General features: G+C 47.4%; 20 protein-coding genes and 1 tRNA gene. 2 read left to right on the forward strand and 19 right to left on the reverse strand.

Translation table 11 applies throughout. The features are described from left to right. The 3 genes from D9T21_RS14920 to D9T21_RS14930 all read right to left on the reverse strand — a co-directional run. Window positions 1-997: zinc-dependent alcohol dehydrogenase family protein (locus D9T21_RS14920; protein WP_123325744.1), on the reverse strand; the 997-nt coding region annotated here is incomplete at its 3' end. Between the two features lie 22 nt (window positions 998-1,019). Next, entirely contained in the window at window positions 1,020-2,027 is a 1,008-nt protein-coding gene (locus D9T21_RS14925) for a zinc-dependent alcohol dehydrogenase family protein (protein WP_123325745.1), read from the reverse strand. Between the two features lie 74 nt (window positions 2,028-2,101). Further along, window positions 2,102-2,860 (reverse strand): SDR family oxidoreductase, encoded by a 759-nt coding sequence (locus D9T21_RS14930; RefSeq protein WP_105935361.1) that lies wholly within the window; start codon window positions 2,858-2,860, stop codon window positions 2,102-2,104. 155 nt (window positions 2,861-3,015) lie between these two features. Here D9T21_RS14930 and D9T21_RS14935 point away from each other — a divergent pair, with 155 nt between their 5' ends. Beyond that, complete coding sequence (locus D9T21_RS14935) at window positions 3,016-3,909, forward strand: LysR family transcriptional regulator (protein ID WP_105935364.1); 894 nt, start codon at window positions 3,016-3,018, stop codon at window positions 3,907-3,909. Window positions 3,910-4,876: 967 nt separating this feature from the next. Here the strand turns inward: D9T21_RS14935 and D9T21_RS14945 are convergent. The 10 genes from D9T21_RS14945 to D9T21_RS14990 form a co-directional block, all read right to left on the reverse strand. Then, window positions 4,877-6,358: an AMP-binding protein gene (locus D9T21_RS14945; RefSeq protein WP_123325746.1), complete on the reverse strand. Its 1,482-nt coding sequence runs from the start codon at window positions 6,356-6,358 to the stop codon at window positions 4,877-4,879. 11 nt (window positions 6,359-6,369) lie between these two features. Beyond that, window positions 6,370-7,209 (reverse strand): p-hydroxycinnamoyl CoA hydratase/lyase, encoded by an 840-nt coding sequence (locus D9T21_RS14950; RefSeq protein WP_240621902.1) that lies wholly within the window; start codon window positions 7,207-7,209, stop codon window positions 6,370-6,372. A 75-nt stretch (window positions 7,210-7,284) separates the two neighbouring features. After that, window positions 7,285-8,682, reverse strand: coding sequence for an aldehyde dehydrogenase (locus tag D9T21_RS14955; RefSeq protein WP_123325747.1), 1,398 nt, complete (start codon window positions 8,680-8,682; stop codon window positions 7,285-7,287). Between the two features lie 12 nt (window positions 8,683-8,694). Then, window positions 8,695-10,047 (reverse strand): MFS transporter, encoded by a 1,353-nt coding sequence (locus tag D9T21_RS14960; RefSeq protein WP_105934518.1) that lies wholly within the window; start codon window positions 10,045-10,047, stop codon window positions 8,695-8,697. 219 nt (window positions 10,048-10,266) lie between these two features. Next, complete coding sequence (locus D9T21_RS14965; RefSeq protein WP_123325748.1) at window positions 10,267-11,298, reverse strand: AraC family transcriptional regulator; 1,032 nt, start codon at window positions 11,296-11,298, stop codon at window positions 10,267-10,269. 139 nt (window positions 11,299-11,437) lie between these two features. Beyond that, window positions 11,438-12,676, reverse strand: coding sequence for a prolyl oligopeptidase family serine peptidase (locus D9T21_RS14970; protein ID WP_164464705.1), 1,239 nt, complete (start codon window positions 12,674-12,676; stop codon window positions 11,438-11,440). A 122-nt stretch (window positions 12,677-12,798) separates the two neighbouring features. Then, on the reverse strand, window positions 12,799-13,749 hold the full coding sequence (locus D9T21_RS14975; protein WP_123325750.1) for an alpha/beta hydrolase family protein: 951 nt from the start codon (window positions 13,747-13,749) through the stop codon (window positions 12,799-12,801). A gap of 9 nt (window positions 13,750-13,758) precedes the next feature. Further along, on the reverse strand, window positions 13,759-16,008 hold the full coding sequence (locus D9T21_RS14980; protein WP_123325751.1) for a TonB-dependent receptor: 2,250 nt from the start codon (window positions 16,006-16,008) through the stop codon (window positions 13,759-13,761). A gap of 490 nt (window positions 16,009-16,498) precedes the next feature. Continuing rightward, window positions 16,499-17,275, reverse strand: coding sequence for a hypothetical protein (locus tag D9T21_RS14985; RefSeq protein ID WP_123325752.1), 777 nt, complete (start codon window positions 17,273-17,275; stop codon window positions 16,499-16,501). A 74-nt stretch (window positions 17,276-17,349) separates the two neighbouring features. Then, window positions 17,350-18,618, reverse strand: coding sequence for a hypothetical protein (locus D9T21_RS14990; RefSeq protein WP_206427282.1), 1,269 nt, complete (start codon window positions 18,616-18,618; stop codon window positions 17,350-17,352). A 658-nt stretch (window positions 18,619-19,276) separates the two neighbouring features. On the opposite strand from D9T21_RS14990, the gene D9T21_RS14995 reads away from it, so the two are divergent. Beyond that, window positions 19,277-20,617, forward strand: a complete 1,341-nt coding sequence (locus D9T21_RS14995) for an OmpP1/FadL family transporter (RefSeq protein WP_164464706.1) — start codon at window positions 19,277-19,279, stop codon at window positions 20,615-20,617. On the opposite strand, the gene rimI is transcribed toward D9T21_RS14995, so the two are convergent. The 6 genes from rimI to D9T21_RS15025 all read right to left on the reverse strand — a co-directional run bounded on the left by rimI (window position 20,614) and on the right by D9T21_RS15025 (window position 23,436). After that, window positions 20,614-21,108: a ribosomal protein S18-alanine N-acetyltransferase gene (gene rimI, locus D9T21_RS15000; protein WP_164464707.1), complete on the reverse strand. Its 495-nt coding sequence runs from the start codon at window positions 21,106-21,108 to the stop codon at window positions 20,614-20,616. The two genes, D9T21_RS14995 and rimI, sit on opposite strands and share 4 nt — an antisense overlap. Continuing rightward, a complete protein-coding gene (locus D9T21_RS15005) occupies window positions 21,093-21,563 on the reverse strand; it encodes a hypothetical protein (protein WP_123325756.1) in 471 nt (156 codons plus the stop codon). The genes rimI and D9T21_RS15005 overlap by 16 nt, the downstream gene beginning before the upstream one ends. Window positions 21,564-21,628: 65 nt before the next feature. Continuing rightward, window positions 21,629-21,705, reverse strand: a tRNA-Trp gene (locus tag D9T21_RS15010). Between the two features lie 106 nt (window positions 21,706-21,811). Continuing rightward, entirely contained in the window at window positions 21,812-22,594 is a 783-nt protein-coding gene (locus tag D9T21_RS15015) for a phosphotransferase (RefSeq protein ID WP_164464708.1), read from the reverse strand. Beyond that, the gene (pnuC, locus tag D9T21_RS15020) at window positions 22,564-23,175 is read right to left on the reverse strand and encodes a nicotinamide riboside transporter PnuC (protein WP_123325758.1); all 612 of its coding nucleotides are present in this window, start codon (window positions 23,173-23,175) and stop codon (window positions 22,564-22,566) included. The genes D9T21_RS15015 and pnuC overlap by 31 nt, the downstream gene beginning before the upstream one ends. A 6-nt stretch (window positions 23,176-23,181) precedes the next feature. Next, window positions 23,182-23,436, reverse strand: a complete 255-nt coding sequence (locus D9T21_RS15025; protein WP_123325759.1) for a YkoF family thiamine/hydroxymethylpyrimidine-binding protein — start codon at window positions 23,434-23,436, stop codon at window positions 23,182-23,184.

The raw sequence follows: 23,436 nt of genomic DNA on the forward strand, positions 1-23,436 counted from the left end.
CGACCACTATTTTACCAATCTGCTGATTGGACTCCAGATAGTGATGCGCTGCTACTATCTCTTCAAATTTAAAGCTTCGATCAATGACAGGCTTGAGTGTTCCCTCGGATAAACCCGAGTGGATAAATTGCTTTGCTCTGCGAAAACGCTCGATGTCTTTTATAACTTCAGTAAACACATATCCCCTAACTGTCAGACTTTTACGAAGTGCTATTTTTAAGGGAAAAGGAGTGACTTCGGGACTTAATGCTCCGTGTACTATTATTGTTCCTTCAGGGCTCATTGCTTCAGCAATTTCAGCTATCTGCGGCCCACCGACAGCATCAAATGCGACTTTTAAATTGTTTTCTCCCAAGATACCTCTCAAGCTATCCAGCAGCGGTTCTTCTTGGGCTGCAATCACATGGGCCGCGCCAGCCTTGAGCACAGCAGCCTTTTTAGCTCCTGTTAGAGTTGTAGCGATAGGGATACCCCCCAGAGAATTCACAATTTGAATCGCAGCCAATCCAACACTGCTCGATGCGGCGGTTATCAGTACTGCATCGCCTTTTTGCACGTTAGCAATTTCGACCAAAGCGCCATAAGCTGTCAGGTACTGCATCCAAGCTGCTGCGCCTTCGGCAAAGGTTAGCCCTGCTGGTTTGAGTGCCACATATTCATTTGGTACGACAACCTCTTCTGCGTAGCAGCCGTTCTGAGAAAGCCCCATCTGAGGGACAATACAAACCTCGTCCCCAAGGCGTAAATGATTTACCTCTTCCCCGACTTCAATGACTATCCCGGATGCTTCATAGCCGATTCGCGAAGGGAAGTCAGCCTTTTCTATATAGCTGCCTCGCCTAAACATAGCATCAGCACGATTGAGCCCAACAACTTTGACCGCAATACGTACATCATTGGCCTGCAAACTTGGACTCGCGAGCGAGTCAATAGTTAATACCTCGGGGCCACCTAATTCATGGAAACGAACAGTTCGAATTAGTTTTCTTGGGCTCATATGCACCCTCAACAATGACTTTTTAAGCAATTACATCAATAACTACTTTACCCATGGAGCCCAACTCTACGGCATTATGTGCATCCATTGCCGTGTCTAGGGAAAAGCGTAACGGATCGAGTAGTGGCTTAATTTGTCCAGCTTCAACAAGAGCCGTAATTTGCCGCAGAATGTCACCATGATGTTTGCGCCCCTCTCCGCTGAGCTGAGGGTGTAACACAAAAATCGCTGACAATGTTGCAGAGCGTAATGACGACGGTGCCAGGTTATGTGAGCCGAATGCAGCACAGCTTAAAATATGTCCATAATGTGCAATGATACCTAATGAGGCATCGAGTACAGAGCCACCGACAGTGTCGTAAATGATATCGAATCCTTTGCCTTGGGTGTATGCGTCCACGTAGTCAGCAGGGCTTGCAGTATGATAATCAATTGGCGTGGCACCAAGCGCCTTGAGCAGTTGTTGTTTTCCAGTCGATGCAGTGGCATAAACGTCGGCACCTAAGGCCTTAGCAATTTGCACAGCTACATGCCCAACTCCGCCAGCTCCACCTTGGATAAGGACTTTCTGGCCCGCTTTAACATTCGCCTTGTCAACCAAACCTTCCCAAGCGGTAAGTGCAACCAGAGGTAAAGCCGCAGATTCACGCATGGACAAATTTTTCGGTTTGAGAGCAAGTAACTCAGCATCTACATTGGCATATTCAGCCAATGTTCCTTGCAATCCTCGCACTCCGCCAGTCAGACCATAAACTGCATCGCCTACTGCAAAGTCGGTGACGCCGTCGCCGATAGCAACAATTTCTCCAGCTAAATCGGTGCCAAGTACTGCGGGTAATTCCGGCATGGCATAAGGAGCGATACCTTGGCGGATCTTGTAATCAATAGGATTGACTCCACTTGCAAATATTTTTACTTGCACCTGACCTGCTGATGGAGAGGGTAATTTAATCAGGGCATCCCGGAATGCTGTACCCTCTTCATAGCTATCTAATACCAAAGCACGCATTTGTCTTTTTAACGCTGTCATCAATAACCTCACAAACTGAATATTCAGCGGGTAGTTAAATCACCCGCTGGTTAATAGGTCTTTTATTAAACGAATTAAAACTCTTGAACAGTTGGGCGCAGAACAATCTCGTTGATATCCACATCCGCAGGCTGCTCAATTGCGTATGCGATAGCACGAGCAACAGATTCAGATGGAATTTCATTTTGCTGATAAAAATCTTTTACAAAGGCTGCCCCCTGAGTATCTGAACTTCCATGTTTTAATTCAGATTCGACTGCACCTGGTGAAATGATTGTTGAACGAATTTTACCCCCAACTTCATGGCGCAAGCCTTCGGCAATAGCGCGAACAGCGAATTTGGTTCCGCTATAAACCGTGCCGCCGGGACTGAATACTTTGATACCCGCTACGGACGAAATATTGATAAAGTGGCCTGTTCCCTGAGCCTGAAAAATCGGAAGCGCTGCGGCTACTCCATACAGCAGACCTTTAACGTTGATGTCAATCATGCGATCCCATTCGTCAACTCGAGTCTCTGCTAACGGTGCAATCGCCATTAACCCTGCATTATTGATAACCACATCAACTTTACCGAAGCGCTCTTGTGCAAGATTTACAAGGGCCTTCACTTCGTCCTGGCTAGTCACATCTGTCGCTTGAACCGCAACTTTTCCGCCCGCTGTACGTATGTCAGCAGCAATAGCTTCAAGCTTGTCGATGCGTCGGGCACCTAAAACAACAGATGCGCCAAGGCTGGCTAAATGTCTTGCCGTGGTCTCGCCTAAACCACTGCTACCACCAGTGATCACAACGACCTTACCGCTGATGTTGTTTGCTAAAACACTGCTCATAGTTACTATCCTCAAATAAGTTGAATGACTTTGTCTAAATAACAAGCAAAGTATCTCTTACCTTCAAAAACCAATAAATGGAAATGTTTTAATTTTACAATTCCATATTTTGGAATAATATTTATGTATTGATATCAAACCTGAATGTGACTGTGATGCTTAACAGATTGGAAATGCTCCGGATATTTTGTACTGCTGCTGAGTCTCGCAGCTTTAAAGAAGCGGCTAACCGTCTGGGAATTTCTCCTCAGGCAGTGACGCGAGCAGTGAAGGAGTTAGAGCGATTGCAAGGGGAGCTTTTATTTCATCGAAATACTCGACACATACAAGTGACCCTAGTTGGAGAAAAATTTGCTGTGATAGCAAAAGAACGCCTGCTCGCTGTAGATGAATTGTTTCAAACAAGCGCCCCTGACTCGGGTAATGAATTACAAGGGCGGGTTCGTATCGCAGCGCCTGTTGGTTTTGGTCATAAATGCTTGATGCCAGCATTAATGGAACTCTCAACAGTACATCCTCAACTTGATATAGACCTGACACTCAGTGACGAGCGCGTAGATGTAGTTGACGAAAAAATAGATATTGGGATTCGTATCGGCTTCATGAGAGATAGTCGATTTATTGCCCGCCAGCTTGCCAAAATTAATATGTATGTCGTGGCTTCGCCTGACTTAATAAATAGAGTGGGAACGCCTGCGTCTGCTGACGAACTAAACCACTTGCCGGTTACAGGATTAGTAGATCGCAATACGGGAAAGCTTTGGCCATGGGTTTTTTCCATGGACAGACAGTGGACGCCATCCATAACACGTTTTCGAAGTGCCGACGCCGAAGCTGAATTAATGGCTATACAAAATGGACTAGGTTTTGCTCAAATTCCTGACTTTTTGGTCCAAGACTTATTACGCCAAGAGAAACTTGTGAGAGTGTTAGAAGAGATCGAGCCTGTGCCTTGGGATTTATATATTTATCGCCCTCAACGTGGTCCAGTACCACAACGTATTCGATTGGTTTTTGATCACTTGGTGTCAAGATTGAGTGACCGCTAATGGCACATAAGTTATATTCATAAAGTGCGAATACTACATTAGCTCACTTTACTGCAAAAACCGTAACCAATGTCTGGGTTGAGTCACCAGGAATCATAACAAAGTGCATTTAGCTGCCAACATGCTACCAAAACTCTGCGGCAAGCTGCCATCTTTTATTCTTCGCCAGAGCGTCGTATAGCTAATGTGGTATCGAGCCATCACTTCGTAAGACGTTAGAAAAGGGGTTACTTGGTGAGCCACTGCTGTCATCTGCATTCTCCTGAAAATCAATGTAAAGCTATCATCGCCTGATTCATCACTTGTTGATGGTCAGAAAGATGCATGATTTGTTCAGAAGATCAGGTCCATACAAATGAACTTTTAGGGCAGCAGGAAAGCAACCGGTAACCAACACAACCGGCAAACAATTAGAGATAATCGCGAACGTTTTACCATCATTTCTCGATTTTTGGTATAAAAATATAGGCGAGTTTTGACTAAAGCCCAGTAATCACAAAGCCTAGAGCCAGATTTGTATCATGGAGTTTTCGCCAAAGGCCTCTAAAACGGAATTTGTACTCATGTTTGTACACACTTTCCGAGGTTACGCTTGAACATCATTGAAAAGCAAAGAAACGAGAAAAAGACAAAAAGCCTTTAAATTCAGTACGTAGAGATGTGATTGTGGTGTGCAATGAAAGGTGGTTTTAAGCGTTGAAAGGCTGGGTGGCATCAGGGTGCGAAATGATCGCAAACGTCCGGCGACGCTTAATTTCTTCTAACAGCTGGGTCATTCACTAAACCTGATTTTTATTCGGGGGTGCTGGCCCTGAGCGTGATTACAGTAATCCTTGCCTTGCTGGCAAAACCCAGGCCTTACGTTTTCGCGGGATTATACGGACTTTTGCTTTTTAATGGTAGTAAAGCCGGGAGGTCAGCACCGGATTTAGCGGTTTATCCGGTACTGAAAGGTATGAGAAGACAGTTAGTGCTGTGCCAGCAAATGAACAACCTGTTCGCGCAACACTGTACGCAAGATTTTCCCTGCGCCGTTGCGGGGAATAGCGTCAGTGAGGGTGACATATTTAGGCACTTTATAACGGGCAAGATGGTCATTCAGGCCGGCCAGGAATTGCTCCTCATCAGCAAAGTCGCGCTCGTTAAAGGGTACCACGAACAGGTGGCCAACCTCGCCCCATCGCTCATCAGGTACGCCTATCAAAGCGCAATCTTTCACCGCGGGATGCTTAAGCACCACCCCTTCAACTTCTACCGGATAAACATTTTCGCCTCCGGAAATAAACATATCCTTTTTGCGATCCACAATCCGATAGAAACCGGCCTGGTTGCATACCGCCATATCCCCGGTTTTAAACCAGCCTTCTGCAGTAAAGCATTGTTTGTACATGGCTTCTTGCTGCCAGATACCAACAAACAGGTTACCGCCTTTAATTTCCACTTCGCCGGCTTCCCCCTCGGCTACCTCTTTACCATGCTCATCGGTAAGACGCACCCTGACTCTTGGAGTGGCTAACCCAACGCAACCGGCGTTTTCATCCAGCAGTTGCACGTCAAACGGCATGCCAAATACCGTGCCGGCTTCGCTCATGCCGTAGCCATCCACAATCGGAATACCATCATTGAGCCAGGCACGGATTTGCACTTCAGGATGGGGAGCGCCGCCGGTCAGCAGCGCTTTAAGATTTTTCAGGTTGCTGACATCAAACTGGTCGTGTTGTCGCAGCATATTGGCCATTTGCGGCACACAAAAATAATGGCTTATTCTCAGTGATTCATCGGCCAGTCTGCTTAGTGTACGACCCGGCTCAAAGGCATCCGAAATCACCAGGCTGCCACCACAGTAAAGTGCCGGGCGAACGCAGGATACCAGGCCAATAACATGAAACATCGGCGTTTCACATAAAAACACACTGTGCTCATTCACGTGGCCAAGCTGGGTCATATTAAGAGTGGTTTCCATCAGCGTGGCTTCGCTGTGCATAATGCCCTTAGGTTTACCCGTGGTCCCGGAGGTGTACAAAATGAGCGATGGCGTATGCTCATCGTAGTCGGGCTCTGCTGCACTTAAGCTCTGACTGTCGCTCAGCAACTGATTAATGTCATAGTAGTTGAACTGCATGGCCGCGGCGGTTTCATCGCCAATCAGAATCGCAGGTGTGCAGTCACTTATAAGCGCTTCCAGCTCTTCTTTGGCCAGCCGCCAGTTTAACGGTACAAACAACAAACCGGCCCGGGCACAAGCCAGGTGCAGCGCCACCAGCTCGGCCCGGTTTTTAGACAGACAAGCCACTCTGTCACCCTGCTTCAGGCCATTAACCTGACACCAGCTAACCAGCCGGTTAATGGTGTTATCGAACTCGGTGTAAGACCAGGTTCGACAGTGAGTGACATCGTTAACAGCAATACTTCCTGGCCGTAATCGCGCCTGCAGGGTCACAAAATCCATGTCAGCCTCGTTTAGTTTTGTTGCTTGGATTTGTCATAAGCCCCTAATCCAGGCTTATAGGTTTTATCGTCTATAAACTGTTTAATACCTTCCTTACGGCCATCATTATCGAAGCTGTTAGCCGCTTCCTGAGCGCGCACCAGGTAGTCTTCGGCATTGTCGTAGGTCATTTCTTTCACGCGGCGAATAGCGTCTTTAGTGGCCTTGAGCGCAACCGGATTTTTCTCCAGCAACACATTACACATTTCGGTGACCCGAGCTTTGAGCTGATCGGCCGGCACCGCTTCGTTGATAAGGCCCCACTCTACTGCGGTTTTACCGTCGATATTTTCGCCCATCATGGCGTGATACATGGCTTTGCGCAGGGGCATCAGGTCCGCGACCACTTTACTGGCACCGCCGCCGGGTAGGATTCCCCAGTTAATTTCGCTCAGGCCAAAGGTGGCATCTTCTGCAGAAACCGCCAGATCACAGCTGAACAACGGCCCGTAACCACCGCCAAAGCACCAGCCATTAATCATGGCGATAGTGGGCTTGTGATACCAGCGTAGTGCACGCCACCAGCCGTAAGCTTCACGCTGGGCCTTACGGGTTGCGCCCAGACCTTTTGCTTCGTTTTCGCGGAAGTACTCTTTTAAATCCATTCCTGCCGTCCAGGCTGTACCTTCACCAGACAACACCAACACACCCACATCGTCACGATACTCGAGATCTTCCAGCACGCGCATCATCTGGCGATTTAGTTTGGGGCTCATGCAATTGCGTTTTTCCGGGCGGTTGTAGTACACCCAGGCAATCTTGTTCTCAACAATTACCTTTACTGTTTCTTCTTCACTTCTTTCTACTGACACGTTTAAATCCTCTTGCAAAATAGTATTGGGATGCATTCGATGCTCTGCATCGCAGAAGGCAATGCATCCGGGCAGTTAAATCGGGTAATGACCAGGTTCGGTTTCCACTGTAATCCAGCGCAATTCGGTAAACTGGTCGATACCGGCCTTGCCACCAAAACGGCCGTAACCAGAGTCACCTACACCACCAAATGGCATCTGCGCCTCATCGTGTACCGTTGGGCCATTGACATGACAAATACCGGATTTGATTTGTTTAGCGACTTTTAGTGCATTGGCAATATCGTTAGAAAAAACCGCAGCACTGAGGCCATATTCGCTGTCGTTAGCGATCCGAATGGCGTCGGCTTCGTCTTTGGCGCGGATCACCGCGACTACCGGGCCAAAACTTTCATCTGAATAAATCGCCATGTCTTCGGTGACACCATCTAAAATGGTGGCGGGCATGAGTACAGAGTCAGCTTTACCACCTGTTACCAGAGTGGCTCCCTTACTCACTGCGTCATCAATCAAAGCATTCACTTTTTCAACGGTTTTCATGTCGATAACCGCACCAAGTGGGGTGTTACCCTCGCGCGGATCGCCGGTTTCCATGGTGGAAACTTTCGCTTTAAACGCGGCAACAAAGTCATCGGCAATGCTGTCGACCACCACCAGTCGTTCGGTGGACATGCAAATTTGGCCCTGATTCATATACGCTCCAAAGGCGGCCGCTTTCACAGCTTCGTCAAGGTTTGCGTCTTCCAGCACCAGTAAAGGCGCTTTGCCTCCCAGCTCAAGTAAACAGGGTTTCAGGTTGTCGGCAGCGCGGCGAGCGATAATCAGTCCTACTGCAGTAGAACCGGTAAAGTTGATCCGTTTCACCGGTTTAGCATCTATCAGCGCTCCCACTACGTCAGCAGCATCATCCTGAGAGTTCGTCACAATATTAACCGTGCCTTCCGGGAAGCCAGCTTCCGCCAGCGCTTCGATAATTAACGAGTGTGTGAGCGGGCAAATCTCAGAGGCTTTTAGGATTACCGCATTGCCGCACGCCAGTGCGGTAGACACCGCCCGGGTACCCAGAATAATCGGTGCATTCCAGGGGGCAATGCCCAGGATAACGCCCACCGGCTCGCGCAGCGCCATAGCCATGCAACCGGGTTTATCTGAGGGAATAACCTCACCACTAATTTGTGTTGTCAGCGCGCTGGCCTCACGTAACATTGAAGCCGCCAGCATCAGGTTAAACATTGCCCAACCCGCCGTTGCGCCGGTCTCGCCCATCATGGCAGCAACAAAGGCGTCCTGTTTGCTTTCCAGCGCGGTTGCCGCTTTTTGCAGCACCGCCCGGCGGGCATTAGGGCCGACCTTCGACCATGCTTCAAACCCTTGTTCGGCTTTTTCAGCAACCGCCGCCATATCAGCTGCCTGCATGGCTTCTGCTTCGCTGGCAACTTCACCAGTCGCTGGGTTTAATCGGGTGAATTTCATTCCTCAATCCCCTTAATTATCGCAAGTTTGCTTTGTTAAAATCGGACTCGCATCTTGCGCAGACTTACGTTGCTGCACTCGACCAAGCAGAAAGACTGTAATAGCGGCAACCACGGCTCCCGCTCCCATTACCATGGCCACGCCCTGTAGTGACACGCCCTGAGTAAATAGAATACCGGCCACAACCGGGCTTAATGCTGCGCCACCACGTCCTACACCAATCACAATTCCAGTACCGGAACCACGGACCTGAGGCGGGAATGCCTGCGCCATTAAGGCATAAAGACCAACCACTCCCGAGTTGGTAAAAAACCCGGTTGCCGCAGAAATCAACGCCAGTTGACTCAGTGACTCATAGCCGATACCAAATACTGAGACCATTACAAACCCGGCGAGCAATACACCAATCAGCAACTGTTTGAGCGGTAATTTGGAGGCGAACAGGCCCAGCAATGTGGCACCGATAGCCCCGCCCACATTAGCCCATACCAATACCTGTCCGGCCTGAGAAGGATGGAAACCCATATCAACCACAATTTTAGGGATCCACTTTAAAATGAAGTAAAAGGTCATGATCTGCGCAAAATAGGCCACGATTAGTAACAGCGTGGTAGCCCGTAGTTGCGGCGTAAATAAGGCTACAAAAGAGCTCTTCCCCGCGTTAGGCGCAAGCGGTGGTAATGCCGTGAGCAGCGGCTTTTGCATGGCCAGTAAAGAACGGTTAATTCGCTCCAGCGCGTTAGCAGGTTGTTTGGAGGCCAGGTACACCACTGACTCTGCAAGGAATAACTGAACAATAATCAGAAAGGCACCGGTTACCACACCGCCAAAAATAAACACTGAGCGCCAGCTGTAGGTTTCCAGCAATACTGAACTGATAGAACCGCCAATAATCGCGCCAACCGGATAACCGGTAGCCATCAGAATGACGCACAGGTGACGAAATTTTTGGTTGGAGTATTCAGCGACCATGGCATTAGTTGATGCCAGCATACCGCCAATACCAAGACCGGTAATAAACCGCACTACCAGTAAGGTAGTTACCGAATTGGCAAACGCCGAGAAACACATACCGGCAGTCATTACCACCAGGCAGGTTTGAATAGTAGGTTTACGGCCAATTTTATCGGCAAAACCGCCCAGAAAGATTGAGCCAAAGGCCATTCCGAGTAGCTCCATGGCCAGCACTACACCTAATTCGGTGCGATTGATTGCCCACTCGGCGGCGATGCCCGGAGAGGCAAAACTGATTGCCAGTACATCAAATCCATCCAGTGCATTTAACGCAATGCACAAAATAACAGCAATAACCTGTTGCCGGCTCATCTTGCTGTTGTCGAGGATCTCGGACGGGTGCTGATTCATAACATTCACTCTGTTTAATTAATGGTCGGCCAGGTTGATGTTAACGTGACCTCCCAATCTTTTCCCAGATGTTAATATTATGTACCTGCTTGTAAAATAGCAGAAAGTGACGAAATAATTGTCAAATAATGACAATGAGTATTTTTTGCATGTATGCGGGGGGCTTACTAATAAGAAAAAAGGTTATTGAAGCTAATTTTGCTTTGAGAGGGATCAGGCTCAGGTAATTTCTTCTTTATGCATAGCCCTGAATTTCCTTGGCGTTTCGCCAGTCCAGGCGCGAAAAGCACGGGTAAAAGCAGCAGGGTCGGTGAAACCGACTAACTCTGCAATAAGGCTGATTGGTGTGGAACGCTGCGTTAACAACAGTACGGCTCTATCTCGTCGTACAACGTCTTTGATCTGCTGAAAACAGGTGCCTTCATCTTTTAATCGCCGCATTAGTGTTCGACTCGTCATGTGCAGCGCTGACGCAACTAAATCAATGGTGAGCAAGCCATTTTCTATATCGCTGATCAGCAAATGTCTGATTTCTGAAGTTAACGAGTAATCCGATTTATATTGCCGGAACAACTCAAGCGGACAACGTTTCATGAAAGAACTTAGCGAGCCCTCACTTTGCTTTACAGGTTTAGACAAATAATGATCGGGAAAAGAAATGGATAAATGGCTGCAGTTAAATTCGTGCTCACCGGGAAAAAGATAGTGATATTCATGGATATGTGGCGGCGGAGCATAATTAAACTTTACTTTGGTCAGAGGAATACTGCTGGCAATAAGCCAGGAAGAATAACGGTGCCAGGCCAATAGCACCATTTCGGCAAACAGGTATTTATGATCTGCATGCGGAACAGGCAAATGAAAAATTAGCTCTGCGCGGTCTTCCTGCGCTGAAATTTCGATGAAATTATCAGCGACAACAAGATTATAAAATGCAATTCCTTTTGTAATAGCCTGTCTGAGCGTTGGCTGATGGACGGTTAACTCTCCCATCATCTCATAGGTGCCTGGCTTCATTGGGATTCCACAAAGACAGGCGGACTCATCACGCAATAATCTCCACACTAAAAGTTGCAGTCGGGATAACTTTTCGGTTGGAATTCTTAAGCCTGGTTTGTTTATCGCACTCGGTTCGATATTGCATCGCCGTAAAAGCCTCTCGACATGCAATTGATTATTGGCGGCAACCTCACACAGGGCAGTCAGGTAGTGATTAGAAGCACTACCATACTTACTTTTATCATCCTGCATGACTTCTCCCTGAAGGACTGGACGAACAATCGAAGTCGTAAATGCTATGTAAAAAAATTGCAATTTACAACAGACATATGGGGCTACGCGTGTACGACTATACCGCAGACCAAGAGATTAAGAGATTAAGATGGATATTTTAACGTAAGGACTGTCCACACAAATCACTCTGAATACACGCACGAGGCACAGGATAAGGCTCATAGTCGGTAAAGGACAGTTTGCTCAAGTCGTCATGCTTACTCTGGAAATACGCAGACAAATCAGGCCATTGACCTGAGTCCAGCCGTTCTTCCAGAGCAGTAAGTAGTTCTTTGTGTTCTGCTTCGGTTTCAGTACAGTGACCCGCCCGTTCAAGCCAGGCTGCAGCGACCATATGGCGTCCACTTCGTTGCATAATTAATTCGGTATAGCCGGCCTGCAACGCGGGGGAAGTCATACCATCTCCTATGGTATGAGCATTGAGTACTGGTATAGTGACGTGCCCGGAAGGCGTAAAGTTTTCGCGCATATACCCAACAGCATGGGTGTCTGGTTTAATTCTGTCCTGGCGCGCTAAAGTAACCAGATCATCATCCAGCGATGCCCCTGCCATTTGATACATTGCTTCGACAAAATCCGACCTGCCACTGGCGGCTAGCAACTTACGATAATCAATATCGCTATTTCCTGAAAATACTCCCTGAGCACGACGTTCCTGATCGCCTCTTGGCAAGAACACTCCCATTCCGATAGCTTTGGCTATATTGGCTTCCTGTAGATTGTAATCTGTGGCGACTGGTCGCAGTGTGTCTTTTTGCGTCCAGGATGGAATACCTCCCAACACTCCAGCCAATGCCACCCGGGCTCGACCTAAAGGTGTTTCTCTGGCTATCTTAACCTTGTCCATCAACTTGCGAACCGCGGCAAAGTTATCCCCCTTTCCAACTGGTGAAAACGCTTCCTCAGGGGCTATTAACGTTGCAAGGGTAAAAGCGCCATCAAATGCCATATTCATCATCGGAACAGCTCCAAAAGCTGAAGCGCAGAGTGTGATAGCTCCGTCAAGCCTATCGCTATGGCGTTCGGCCAGCGCTGCTGTTATCAGTCCGCCCATCGAAGAACCCCAGGCAATAATTCGGTCGGGTTTAGTGTATACATTGGAAAACGCATCAAGCACCATAACCTGACTTGGGATTGCCTGTTCTACTGACCAGCCAGCCTGAGGATATTGCGACGCCGCCAGAGCATAACCAGCTTCGAGTAACATTTTTTCACTGTCGCCAGGAGCCAGCTTGGGTGGTGATAATTTTGACGAGTAGCCGCGGGCATAGAGCAGTAAAGTTCCATTCCAATTTTTTGGTACACTGGCACGCCACAATGCGCCATCAACCAACATTCCTTCTGTGTTCCTCACATCAGCATGAGTATTATCTTCCACCGGCAGCGGGGGTTTAGTGGTGCAGGATTGCAGAAGAAAACAACCGGCTAGTATTGATATAAGCAAACTACGCATTTAATTCACTCCCCCAACTGCTTGCGTTTTACCTGCCAGTCAAAGTCTTCACATAGCAGACATTCTTTGCCATTGAACCAACGCCCCTGCTCAGCCTCACCTTTTAATTGCCAATTAAGCCAGAAAAGCGCAACCCTGGCATAGGCTCCTCCGTTAGGATCCCGAAATGTGCCGCCATGACCAACGCCATTTTCGGCAAATAGCACTGGAATATGGTTTATTTTTTCAAAGTCATCAATCGCATTAAAATAAGCAATATCGGAGGGGCCGCCATTTATGTAGGCTAACGGAATCTTGATTTTGTCTAACATCTCATGACGAACCTTTAAAGCTGTACTCTGCACCGACATCGGCTCATTGATCACACCGCTATTAAAAATAATTGCAGTATCCAGTCGTGAATCGGTAGCCACTTCAATTGCCTGTAAGCCGCCACAACTATGGCCCATAACCGCGACCTTCTCAGTATTTATTCGCTCCTGCAGTGGATGGCCTTTCTGTGTATTGACTTCTTGCAACCAGGTCAACCCCTTTAACAACTGGGTTGCAGTTGTTTTATCCGGTTCGCCGACCTGATGACTTCCTGAACGTTGCTCACCAGCCAGCTTTGCGCGAGCTTGTTCTATTGCTGTTTTACCTTCTGAAAGAGGTTGACCAGCCGCCAGGACAATATAGCCATGGGAGGCTATTTCACGTAAGAACGCTCCATAAGCAAGCGCATTGTCCATACATCCGCCATTACCCCATAAGACTACTGGTAATTTATCATCAGGTAACCGAAACGGCAGGAACAGTGTATTTTGCGGCATTTCAGTTACGGAAACAGCTGTAGCCGGATATTTTCCTGTTCCACTGGTCAATGATACTGCAGATAGCTGTTCAGTGGACTGAGCCTGGCAAGTAGCAATACTTACCAGACTTATACACAATGCAAATACATTAACGATGTTTTGCATAATTTCTCCTTAAAACGTGTAACGGATTTTTACGCCTGCCTGACGCGGAGCACCCAACAGGAAATTACCCCGCCCATCTGCTGCACCTCCAGCCTGGGTGATATAGGTTTCGTCAAACAAATTCTGTACGTATAAATCGGCTCTCCATCCACTGTCGTGCTCATAAGCCAGATTAGCCTCCCATAACGTTCTTGACGGTGTCAGGTGATAGTCCAGTTGATAAAACGAAGTATAAAATTCAGATTGATATGAAACCCTGACCGATGGCAACAATGCGGCTTCATCCAGCATAATCCCCATATATTCAATCCCCGCACTCATAGAGCGATCGGACAAGAAGTCAACTGGTCGTCCTTTTAGATTTATAGGCTCTGGCTGAGTTGGATTAACCCCATCATAGGCACCAGGCCTCATGTAGAATTCCAGATCGCCATACTGACCATCGTTGTATGCTCCTGAAATATCCCACATAAAGTCACCGGTAATCCCTTTAACCTGAAATTCGATGCCGGCAATCGTGGTGCCGTCTACGTTACGGGTAATTGAATCTGCCGGATTATCAGTGGGTGAGTAAGTTCGTTGAAACGCATCATAATCCATATGAAAAATCGCTACAGAACCATCAATGCCGTCTGTTAATGTACCTTTCCAGCCAATTTCCTTATTCAGTACTTCCTCTTCGTCATACGTTGGTCCCATCGGCGACGTCCCACCTGGTTTATATCCCCGGCCTACCGTTGCGTAGATCATTGAATCGTCTGTTACCATGTAATTCACAACAAAACGTCCGGTAACCGCTGAAAAGTCAAACATATCCTGCTGCGGTAACGGGAATCCACTGGTAGCGTTATAAGAGCCTGCTCCTGGCGTAAGATAAGAATCGGGAGAGAAGCCCACCTCATCCTTATTATAACGGAGGCCAAACTTAACATTCAGGTCGTCGGTTAAGGCATATCCAATCTCACCAAAAACGGCGCTATTTTTCCGTCTGTTATCCAGATACATGTACAGGCGCGTATGGTTCTCAACATCTAAGGAAGTACCAGGGAATTGTTCTGTGTTGTAGCGAAGCAAATTGAGATAATTTTCCTGTCTGTAGTCAATATAACTAGCGCCTGCCGTCCATTCGAAAGGCCCATCTAGGGTAGATACCAATGACAATTCCCCCGTCCAGTAATTGTCTACTATATGAAAGTTTCGTCCTTCTTGTGATTCATCGGTAGTCAGGTGTGACTCAAAATCTCCGTCCGTTTGGATATTCTGTACACTGTCAAATATCGAAAAATTACCCAGCACTTTAAACGCGTCGCTGGTTTGCCAGTCGAAAGTCAGCGTGTTTCTCTTATAGGTTACGTCCCGGTACGTATCCATGTCGTAATTTAGATCCCAAGGCGATTCCGGTAATTTGGTATTGCCATATTCAGGAAAGTTTTGGGTAGGAACACCGTCTGTAAAATTATTACTGTTCTCATGAATCAACCTGACTTCAAGGTCTGCAGAAGGTGAATACAGCAGTTGGAAGCGCGACAAAGAGCGGTTGAGGTTGCCTGGTTGATTGTTGATAAGTTTCGCATCGTCCTCTGGATCAGGTCCATGGTTACTGTAAAAACTATCGCGGCGCTCAGAGTTAGCGGCTATGCGCATTGCAAGATTATCAGTTAATGGAAATGATACGCCGGCACTAAATTTTGTCAGATCATAGTTGCCTTTTTCAGCGCTGGCGAAACCTTCGGTAACGCCAAGTTCGGGACGTTTCGAATTAATAAATATTGCTCCGCCACTTGCATTCTGACCGGAGTAAGTACCTTGCGGACCTCGTAACACCTCAATGCTGGCCAAGTCAAAAAATGCATCGCCGTAAACAAATTCACGCGCAACATATGCCCCGTCAAGGTGCACAGCAACGCCGTTTGTCTGGTTTGGCGCAGCTTCTGATAAGCCTACGCCCCGGATATTAATAAACTTTGAGTTGCCATTATCGTTAAACTGTAGATTGGGTACCTGCGTTTGCAGACGATCCATATCCGTGATGTTCCGATTCTGCAAAGACTCACCGGAAAAACCAATGACAGACAAAGGCATCTCATTTTCACTAACGGATCGCCGCTCTGCGGTAATTAACACTCGCTCAAGGTCTTTTTCATCTGCATCAGTTTCCTGAGCATAAGCACCGAGTGACAGAGAAGAGCCAGTTAAAGTCAAGGCAATTAAACCAGCTAAGTGACTGCGTTTAAACTGTGTAGAGTACTTGTTGTTCATTATATTCGCGTTCCTGTGAGCCGCACTTTATTTAATTTCAACCGGTTATCCGTTAAGAAACGGATTAATTCGACGGCTCAAATGTTAACGTTATGTAGACTAAAGGTTAATGACATATAATGACGAAAAAACAGGCACAAACTGACAATGGTTGAATTAAGTTAAGTATATTGCATGCTCGCGTAAGACTCTCAATCGTTACCCGAGGAGAACCTACATTTTAATTAAGTTACCGAGAACTGGCTTGTCCCGGGTGTTTTCTCGGACCACCTGAGTTTAAATTAAGTTTAATTATCAAAGCTTTAACAAGGAAATGTCGGCAACTCTTAGCTGTTAGCAATAGCCCACTTAGCGAGTGTCCGGGAATTATCGTTCTATAAGTAATCGCTGATAGATCGACACCAGGTATATTTTTTAATAATGATAACGCGGCACTTTTAGACAAAAACACCGCCGGAGGAACACCTTTAGTGCGAGGAAATTTACTTTTCTATTCCGCGGGATTTAACTCAACACTGATACGCCGGTTTTTCCAATCCCCAACGCCGGTTGCCGCCACTGATTCAGGTTGTACTTCTATGCTGTAGTCTTTTTTACTTATACCTAATTCAGTGAGCAATTCGGCAAACATATCAGCCCTTTCCTCAGCCATACCGCTTTTTTCTTCCATCACTTCTCCATTATCCAGGCGAGTAGCTCCCTGATAACTCTTTACAACGAAATGACCACCTGAAAACTTAGCATAATGTATCAGGTACAAGAGTTTGCGTAATTCAGGGCCGGACGAGCGCTTGCTATTGAACGGGTAATGCAAATTCAGCTTCTGTCTCACATACGGAGGCTTCACTGGTGGGAAAGGCGCAGGATCATAAATCGCTTCTTGTAACGAAGCTTCAGGATTATCGGCTACTTGTGCCATTAACTTAAATGCTCGCTGGCGATGCTCTTCAGGCATTCGTAAAAACAAATTATTATTTTTAGTCTGCACTGAACCATCATCCGGCAGGATCTGGTTACACTCCGGGCTGATTTCTTCTCTCATCACAGACAGCACACCTTTAATTCGGGTGGCTCCACAGATCATTTCTCCATCTATCACTTCACCTTCTACCATTACTTTATGTTTAAGCATGGGACGGTTGTAGCCATTGGGATCAAATAAACCATAAGTTTTACCGTTATATTCAGCAATGAAACACACATCACTTTGAGGACCAATATCCCGGGCAATAGGACAGGTTACAAATGCTGTGTGCTCATTCGCCAATATCTTCCCGGATGTCAGGCAAGTCCATATGATAATCGCTATGCGTAGTGTTGTACTCGGCGAATATACTCGCATTACAGCGTCCTCATAAAGTTAACTAAATCTGCTTTTTCTTGTTCGGTATAACCAATGTTGAAGCGGCGGTCGTAAAAATCGACCAGCTCACGCAAGTTTGCAGCCGCACCGCCGGCAAAGTAAGGTGCCCGGGCTGCTAACCCTCTTAACTGTTGAGTCATAGTGGCGCCAACATCAGTACATTTACCGGTAATAAGCGCCCGGCCCGGATCGTGGGTATAAATTTCCCGGCCCAGGAATGACTGTGGCAGCACATCATCCCGGCAGGTAATTTTAAACAGTGGCAGGTCGTTGCGACGGTTTTGCCAGGGAAAGTTATTCAGACCTAAGTCCATGAATCCGGGAGACAGATCCATGCCCATCGATAAAGTATTATGACATCCTGATCCACAAGAGCGTTTAAACGGATTACCTAAGCCTTTATCGTTATACATCCCCACATCGCTGATATAAAAACGCACTTCGCGAAAAATTTCAGAGCCCCTGGCAACAGAAGCTTTAAAAGCCTTAACCTTATCTTGTTGAACTTCCTGAGATTCATCAGCAGTACTTGCCCACATAGAAAACTCACCAAAAATCTTATTGAGTGGGTTATTGCCCAGCCTCGCTTTAGGTGAGATAACCAAAGCTTGTGGCCCCAACCCCGGAGGGGATTGGGGACTGGTTAAATCGCCTGCCAGGTTATCAAAACTCTGAGCACCATAAATCTGGCGCTCAAATGCTTCAATTTCCTCTAAATCATCATCACTTAGCGCATCAAACAACTGTAAGTGGGTCAAAGCTGCATCAGTTGCCTGGAATTTAGGCGTGAGTCCACGCCCGTCAGCCATGAGCTGTTGAGGTACCGTTAAGCCAGTATCGGGCCCTTTTGGTAAGGGCATAGCATCATTAAAAAAGAAATTATTGAAAGGGGGTACACCATGTGGCAATTCCATCAAATGGGCAATATTAATCACTGGCCTAGGCCGACGAAATACGGAAATAGCAGAGGAAGGACTGTCAATTCCCCACTCAGGATCAAGATTACAGCCAGTCGGATCGCGCACCACTTCAATGGAAAATTCAGGCTCTACCGGCTTTCCGTTAAAAGGTCTTGGTGGCCATGGCATTGCGATACGAATCAGCCCTTTTTCTAACAGCAGTGAATGCGATTCTGGTTTTCCCTGAGGTAAGCTCGGACAATTTGACCCGTCAATGGCAGCGAAGAGCGGATCTGTGCCCTTGGTGTCTCGCCAGCGTTGCTGAATAGTTGAGACCGACAAACTCATTGCATCACTCGGCTGATGACAGGTGACACACGCCCGCCCGTTGGGTCCTTTGGCTGCGAAGAAAGGGTGTTTACTGGTATCTATGGGGCCCGCAGTGTTAATAATGCCGAACCGCCCAGAGGCATTTTGATATTCACTGAATCTCGGAAAAACCCTGTCGTCACCCGGAGACCACCAGCTACTACTCTGCTCTGCTGCGTCAACAAGGAAAACACTAAAACACGCCAACATTACTGTGCATGTCTTAGTTAGTCTCTCTAGATACTTGTTGTACATTGAAATATAAGCCTCTGAAAAATCTGACGATGATGCAGACAAAAATGAGTGTGCCGAAAAATCGCTCAGGGTAGAAATCCGGACAGCAACTGCAAAAACCTAACGCACTTAAAAGTTAACTTTTTGTGTACTAAAGGTTAATGACATTTACTGACGAAATACTATACAAAAACTGTCAAAAGAGGAATTATGCATACTCAACATATCACTGAAGCGTATCTGAATACATTTTTATGACCAATCGTCTGGTGCCCATCATCAGTTATAAAACTAATTAACTAACTGAATTTCTTCTGGCAATACCACTGGTCATTTTATAATCTAGCCACAAAGTGCCGCTTTTGGTTCATATTGGTAATATCTGGTTTCAGGGAAGTATTCTATGAGGTTGTGTTCGTCAGTGGGATTATTGAGTGCTTTGGTTGCATTCCCTTCAACAGTGCTGGCAGACCAGTACCATTACGGCAACCTGCTGGTAGGCGGTAAAGCCATCGGTTATGGTGGTGCCTATGTGGCATTGGCGGACGATCAGTCAGCGATGCACTACAACCCTGCCGGGCTGTCTTTTCAGGCAAATGCAAAGTCGGCTTCGGTGAACACCCTGGCGTTTGAAGACACAGAATTTAAAAACGTGTATACCGACGGCTCTGACTTTGCCCGAACCTCCTTCTCTGTTGTGCCCGGATTTCTTGGCATCAGCACCAGTTCCGGGCAATGGAGTTACGGCAGCTACTTTACGGTTACCGATTATTCTCAGGAAAGGAATGATAGCAATTCCAATTATGAGTTACCGGCTACCGCGACTACGCCCGGGCAGAGTGTTATTGAAACCGTCACCTACGATTTCGACAATGCCGCTTACAAGTTCGGCGGCGCCTTGTCCTACCGTCTTAATAACCGATGGTCGCTGGGTTTTTCTTTGTCGCTAAAATACATTGAACAGGTCTTATCGCAAACTTCCGGTGCAGCAATTACCATGTATACGCCAACCGGTTCATTTACATCCGGATTTGATGCCCGGCGACGCATAAATGAAAAACAGTATCTGATTGAGCCATCGCTGAGTGTGTTATATAAGGATGATGCTTTGAGTGTTGGGGCACATTACGTTCACAGTGAATCAATCAATCGGAATTATCGCTCTAATAACCTTATTGTTGCGCCCATCATCACCCTGTTAAACGGTTCGCCCGACACCACTTTCCCGGACTTTATCCGTACAGATAAAGAGCAGGAGCAACCCTCTCTGCTGTCTTTTGGCGCTGCATACCAACATCGCGGCTGGGTTATATCGAGTCAGGTTGATTACTACAGCCATGTTGAAAAACAGGATGTGGTACTCGATGATATCGACTTAACCCGTGAGCTGAAACAGATAACCAATTACTCTCTGGGACTTCGTATTCCGCTCTCTACCGATACCGCTCTGCAAATTGGTTTTTTCACCGATAACAGCAACGGCGTTATCGACTTTGACATTCCCTTTCAGCGCGTGGAGGCTATCGATACCCGGGGGATCAGTGTTGCCTATGAAACAAAGTTAATGGGCTACCCGCTAACCCTTGGCCTGTATGCCAAACAGGGCAACGGCAAAGTGCGATATGCTGATGTGCGGTATGTGGAAGCGATAACTGGCGTGACCCTATACCCGGAAAATGATTCAAATGACGTCCAGTCAGCAGAAAAATCCTCGGTGGTAATTTTTGCCAGTATGGATTTTTAAACAGGATTGGCGTGATGGCTGTCAGCACTTATTGGTAAGGACATCATAAGCGCGTCTTCCCTGCCATCTTTGGTAGGATAATAGCCTTTGCGCCGTTCCAGTAATTCAAAGCCGCTATTTAAATAAAGTGTGTGGGCGGCAAGATTCGACTCGCGCACTTCCAAAAAACAGTTTGACGCATTCAGCTGTTTACAGCGGTTAATGACAAAATCCAGCATTCGTTTACCGGCACCTTGTCCTCTCAGCTCTGCACTGATAGCGATGTCCATCAGGGTCACTTCGTCCAGCACCACCAGTAAAATGGCAAATCCAATGACCTGCCCGTCACTAAGCATCACCCAACATTCGTAAGGTGCTGTAGTGCAGTCCAGAAATGTGGCCTGAGACCACGGCGCATACTGGGCTTCACAATGAATGGAATGAGCTGTTACGGCGAGCGCTTCATCGGCCTGAGTAATTTTTAACTGTGATAAATCTAGTTCAGTGCGCACAACGCCTGCCAGAGCTGCTTTTTATGTTGATAGGTTAGTTTGTCCGGCGCTACTGGCAATGTGATCGCTGCTTGCGAGACTGATATTGGCGCGCCAACTTTAACGGGTGGAACGGTTTCCATAGCCAGGCTCTGCACAGCAATAAGCAAGTCAGCAAAAAATTGTGGTGCCTGCTGTGCTTTGATTTCCTGTAGTGCTGCCGGGGTTTGCTGCGGTGCTACCGGTTCATCAGCCTTTTTAGCCGTTTGAGACGGCGCAGGCTTAGCGGATACACTGTCTTTTATTCGCTGCAGATGCGAGCGCGCGGTATCCTGTGACACTGGTTCTGATTTTACTTTTTCTGAAACGTCAGGCGCTTCACCGGCTGGTTCTGCCAATTTGCCCTGCGGCTGCCAAACCGGAATTTGCATTTCTTGTAATGCAGCAATTTGGTAATCAGTTAGCGCGAATGCCATGATAAGCGATGATTTTTCTGTGTAATGAAATGAGTTTCAGGAGTCTATCAGAACAAAGAGGAAAGTGGCAGGGGTGGAGGGACTCGAACCCCCAACCATCGGTTTTGGAGACCGCTGTTCTACCAATTCGAACTACACCCCTAGCGCGCTGTGAATTATACGTATGCGCCTTCAAAGGTAAAGTATTTTTACAATAAATGACTAAAATCGCGTTTAAGCGCGCAAATATTAAACGCTACGGCGAATTATTAGCCCGGATTCGTCTCGGCCGCCGCCGTCCACAAACGATTGGTAAAATCTACCACGGGTAAAAAAGCAGCCACGCTCCTTTCCACCAGGTCAGCCGACTTACCTGCCTGCTGCGCGTACTCGTCACATAACTGCTGTTGTTGGGCACTGTTCAGCTCATTAATAAGAACACAGGCGGCAATATCAAAATAACGGTTACCGGTAGCCGCATACTCCCAGTCGACCACTTTATTGCGTGACGCGCCTACCAGGTGCGCAAACGACAGATCGTTGTGGCAAAAACAAAAATCCTGGTAGTGGCTGAACTGAGAAATCACCGGCACCAGTTTATCTCTTTGTGCCGAGTAGGAACGCGCGGCTTTGGTGGGTAACTGTTCGAGGTAATGTTGCCAGCATGGCAGCAGCGCTAAGGTTGGCGCGTTAATATCGCTTTTATGGATATTAACGAGTGCGTGTACCAGCCGCTCAATATCCAGAGATGGTTGCTCTGGCGTATCGACCCACTCCTCAACCCACACGCGTAATGCCGAATCATAAGCGGTAACCACCGGTGCCAGCTCACACATGGCCAGTTGCTGCTGCAATTTAGCGACGACAGTGTAGTTAACAGCACTGAACGAGGCCGGGCCCAGCAATTTGACCGCCCAGCTTTGCCCGCCGCTGCTGGCCCGGAAGACACTGTTAGCCAGGCCCTGACGAACCGGCTCAAAGGTTAATTGCGAGGTACCACAGGCCCCTGCTATAAAGTCGCTTAGCTGTTTGTCAGAGACTTTTCTGACCATTCCTGTTTCCATTGGTTATACCCATAAACCGAAAAGCCAACATACCCTAGAAACAGGCAGGCAGACAAAATTAACCCGCTTTGCCAGTACAGGAACACGGCAGCAGTATTGATGACAAACCAGTAGATCCAGTTTTGCAGTATTTTGTGCGCCACCATAAAGGTGGTCGCCACACTGAAAACATTAATGGCCGCATCAAGCCACAGGTACTCACTGTTAAACTGCGTTGCCGCTAATTTACCTAAGCCTACGGCCACGGCCGTTAAGCTAAACACTGCCAACACATGCCAGCTCAAAGACCGGGACTGCACTGATTTATCTTCTCCCGGTTTATGATGCCACTGCCAGTAACCGTAAACCGCCATTACCATGTAAAACAGGTTCAGCGCCGATTGAAACGGTAACGCCACCTGCCAGAACAGCCAGGTATAAATGGCAGTGCTGGTGAGAGCTGCCAGCCAGCACCAGGCACTTTGCCGGGCAGCGAGCAGCACATAGGCAATGGCCAGCACTACGGCCAGCCATTCTGCCAGCGAGGTCGCGACAATTTGTTCAACCAATTGAGAAAGGATCTGTTCCATTCTGTCCTACTTACTGCTCATGGCATCAAAATTAAGAAATTTGGCCACAAACACCGCCTGCCCGACTTCTTCATGGGTTCGCTGCATTTCTGCGCCCAGCACTTGCATCACCTCGGTGTAATCGCCATGTACCTGAGTGCTGGTGGAACAGGTGATGACTGTCAGGTTACTATAACTATTCAGCCGTTCAATAAAGGCCTTGATTGGCCCGACATAGTCATTAACCAAAGGGTATAGCGATAACTCGACCATCACCTGCAT

It is taken from the genome of Marisediminitalea oceani, from assembly GCF_003731635.1.
Lineage (GTDB): Bacteria > Pseudomonadota > Gammaproteobacteria > Enterobacterales > Alteromonadaceae > Alteromonas > Alteromonas oceani.

Coding starts and splice junctions, on each gene's coding strand:
- D9T21_RS14925 (WP_123325745.1), bottom strand. CDS start 2,027: ATGACAGCGTTAAAAAGACAAATGCGTGCTTTGGTATTAGATAGCTAT.
- D9T21_RS14930 (WP_105935361.1), bottom strand. CDS start 2,860: ATGAGCAGTGTTTTAGCAAACAACATCAGCGGTAAGGTCGTTGTGATC.
- D9T21_RS14935 (WP_105935364.1), top strand. CDS start 3,016: ATGCTTAACAGATTGGAAATGCTCCGGATATTTTGTACTGCTGCTGAG.
- D9T21_RS14945 (WP_123325746.1), bottom strand. CDS start 6,358: ATGGATTTTGTGACCCTGCAGGCGCGATTACGGCCAGGAAGTATTGCT.
- D9T21_RS14955 (WP_123325747.1), bottom strand. CDS start 8,682: ATGAAATTCACCCGATTAAACCCAGCGACTGGTGAAGTTGCCAGCGAA.
- D9T21_RS14960 (WP_105934518.1), bottom strand. CDS start 10,047: ATGAATCAGCACCCGTCCGAGATCCTCGACAACAGCAAGATGAGCCGG.
- D9T21_RS14965 (WP_123325748.1), bottom strand. CDS start 11,298: ATGCAGGATGATAAAAGTAAGTATGGTAGTGCTTCTAATCACTACCTG.
- D9T21_RS14970 (WP_164464705.1), bottom strand. CDS start 12,676: ATGTTGGTTGATGGCGCATTGTGGCGTGCCAGTGTACCAAAAAATTGG.
- D9T21_RS14975 (WP_123325750.1), bottom strand. CDS start 13,749: ATGCAAAACATCGTTAATGTATTTGCATTGTGTATAAGTCTGGTAAGT.
- D9T21_RS14980 (WP_123325751.1), bottom strand. CDS start 16,008: ATGAACAACAAGTACTCTACACAGTTTAAACGCAGTCACTTAGCTGGT.
- D9T21_RS14990 (WP_206427282.1), bottom strand. CDS start 18,618: ATGAGTTTGTCGGTCTCAACTATTCAGCAACGCTGGCGAGACACCAAG.
- D9T21_RS14995 (WP_164464706.1), top strand. CDS start 19,277: ATGAGGTTGTGTTCGTCAGTGGGATTATTGAGTGCTTTGGTTGCATTC.
- D9T21_RS15005 (WP_123325756.1), bottom strand. CDS start 21,563: ATGGCATTCGCGCTAACTGATTACCAAATTGCTGCATTACAAGAAATG.
- D9T21_RS15015 (WP_164464708.1), bottom strand. CDS start 22,594: ATGGTCAGAAAAGTCTCTGACAAACAGCTAAGCGACTTTATAGCAGGG.
- pnuC (WP_123325758.1), bottom strand. CDS start 23,175: ATGGAACAGATCCTTTCTCAATTGGTTGAACAAATTGTCGCGACCTCG.
- D9T21_RS15025 (WP_123325759.1), bottom strand. CDS start 23,436: ATGCAGGTGATGGTCGAGTTATCGCTATACCCTTTGGTTAATGACTAT.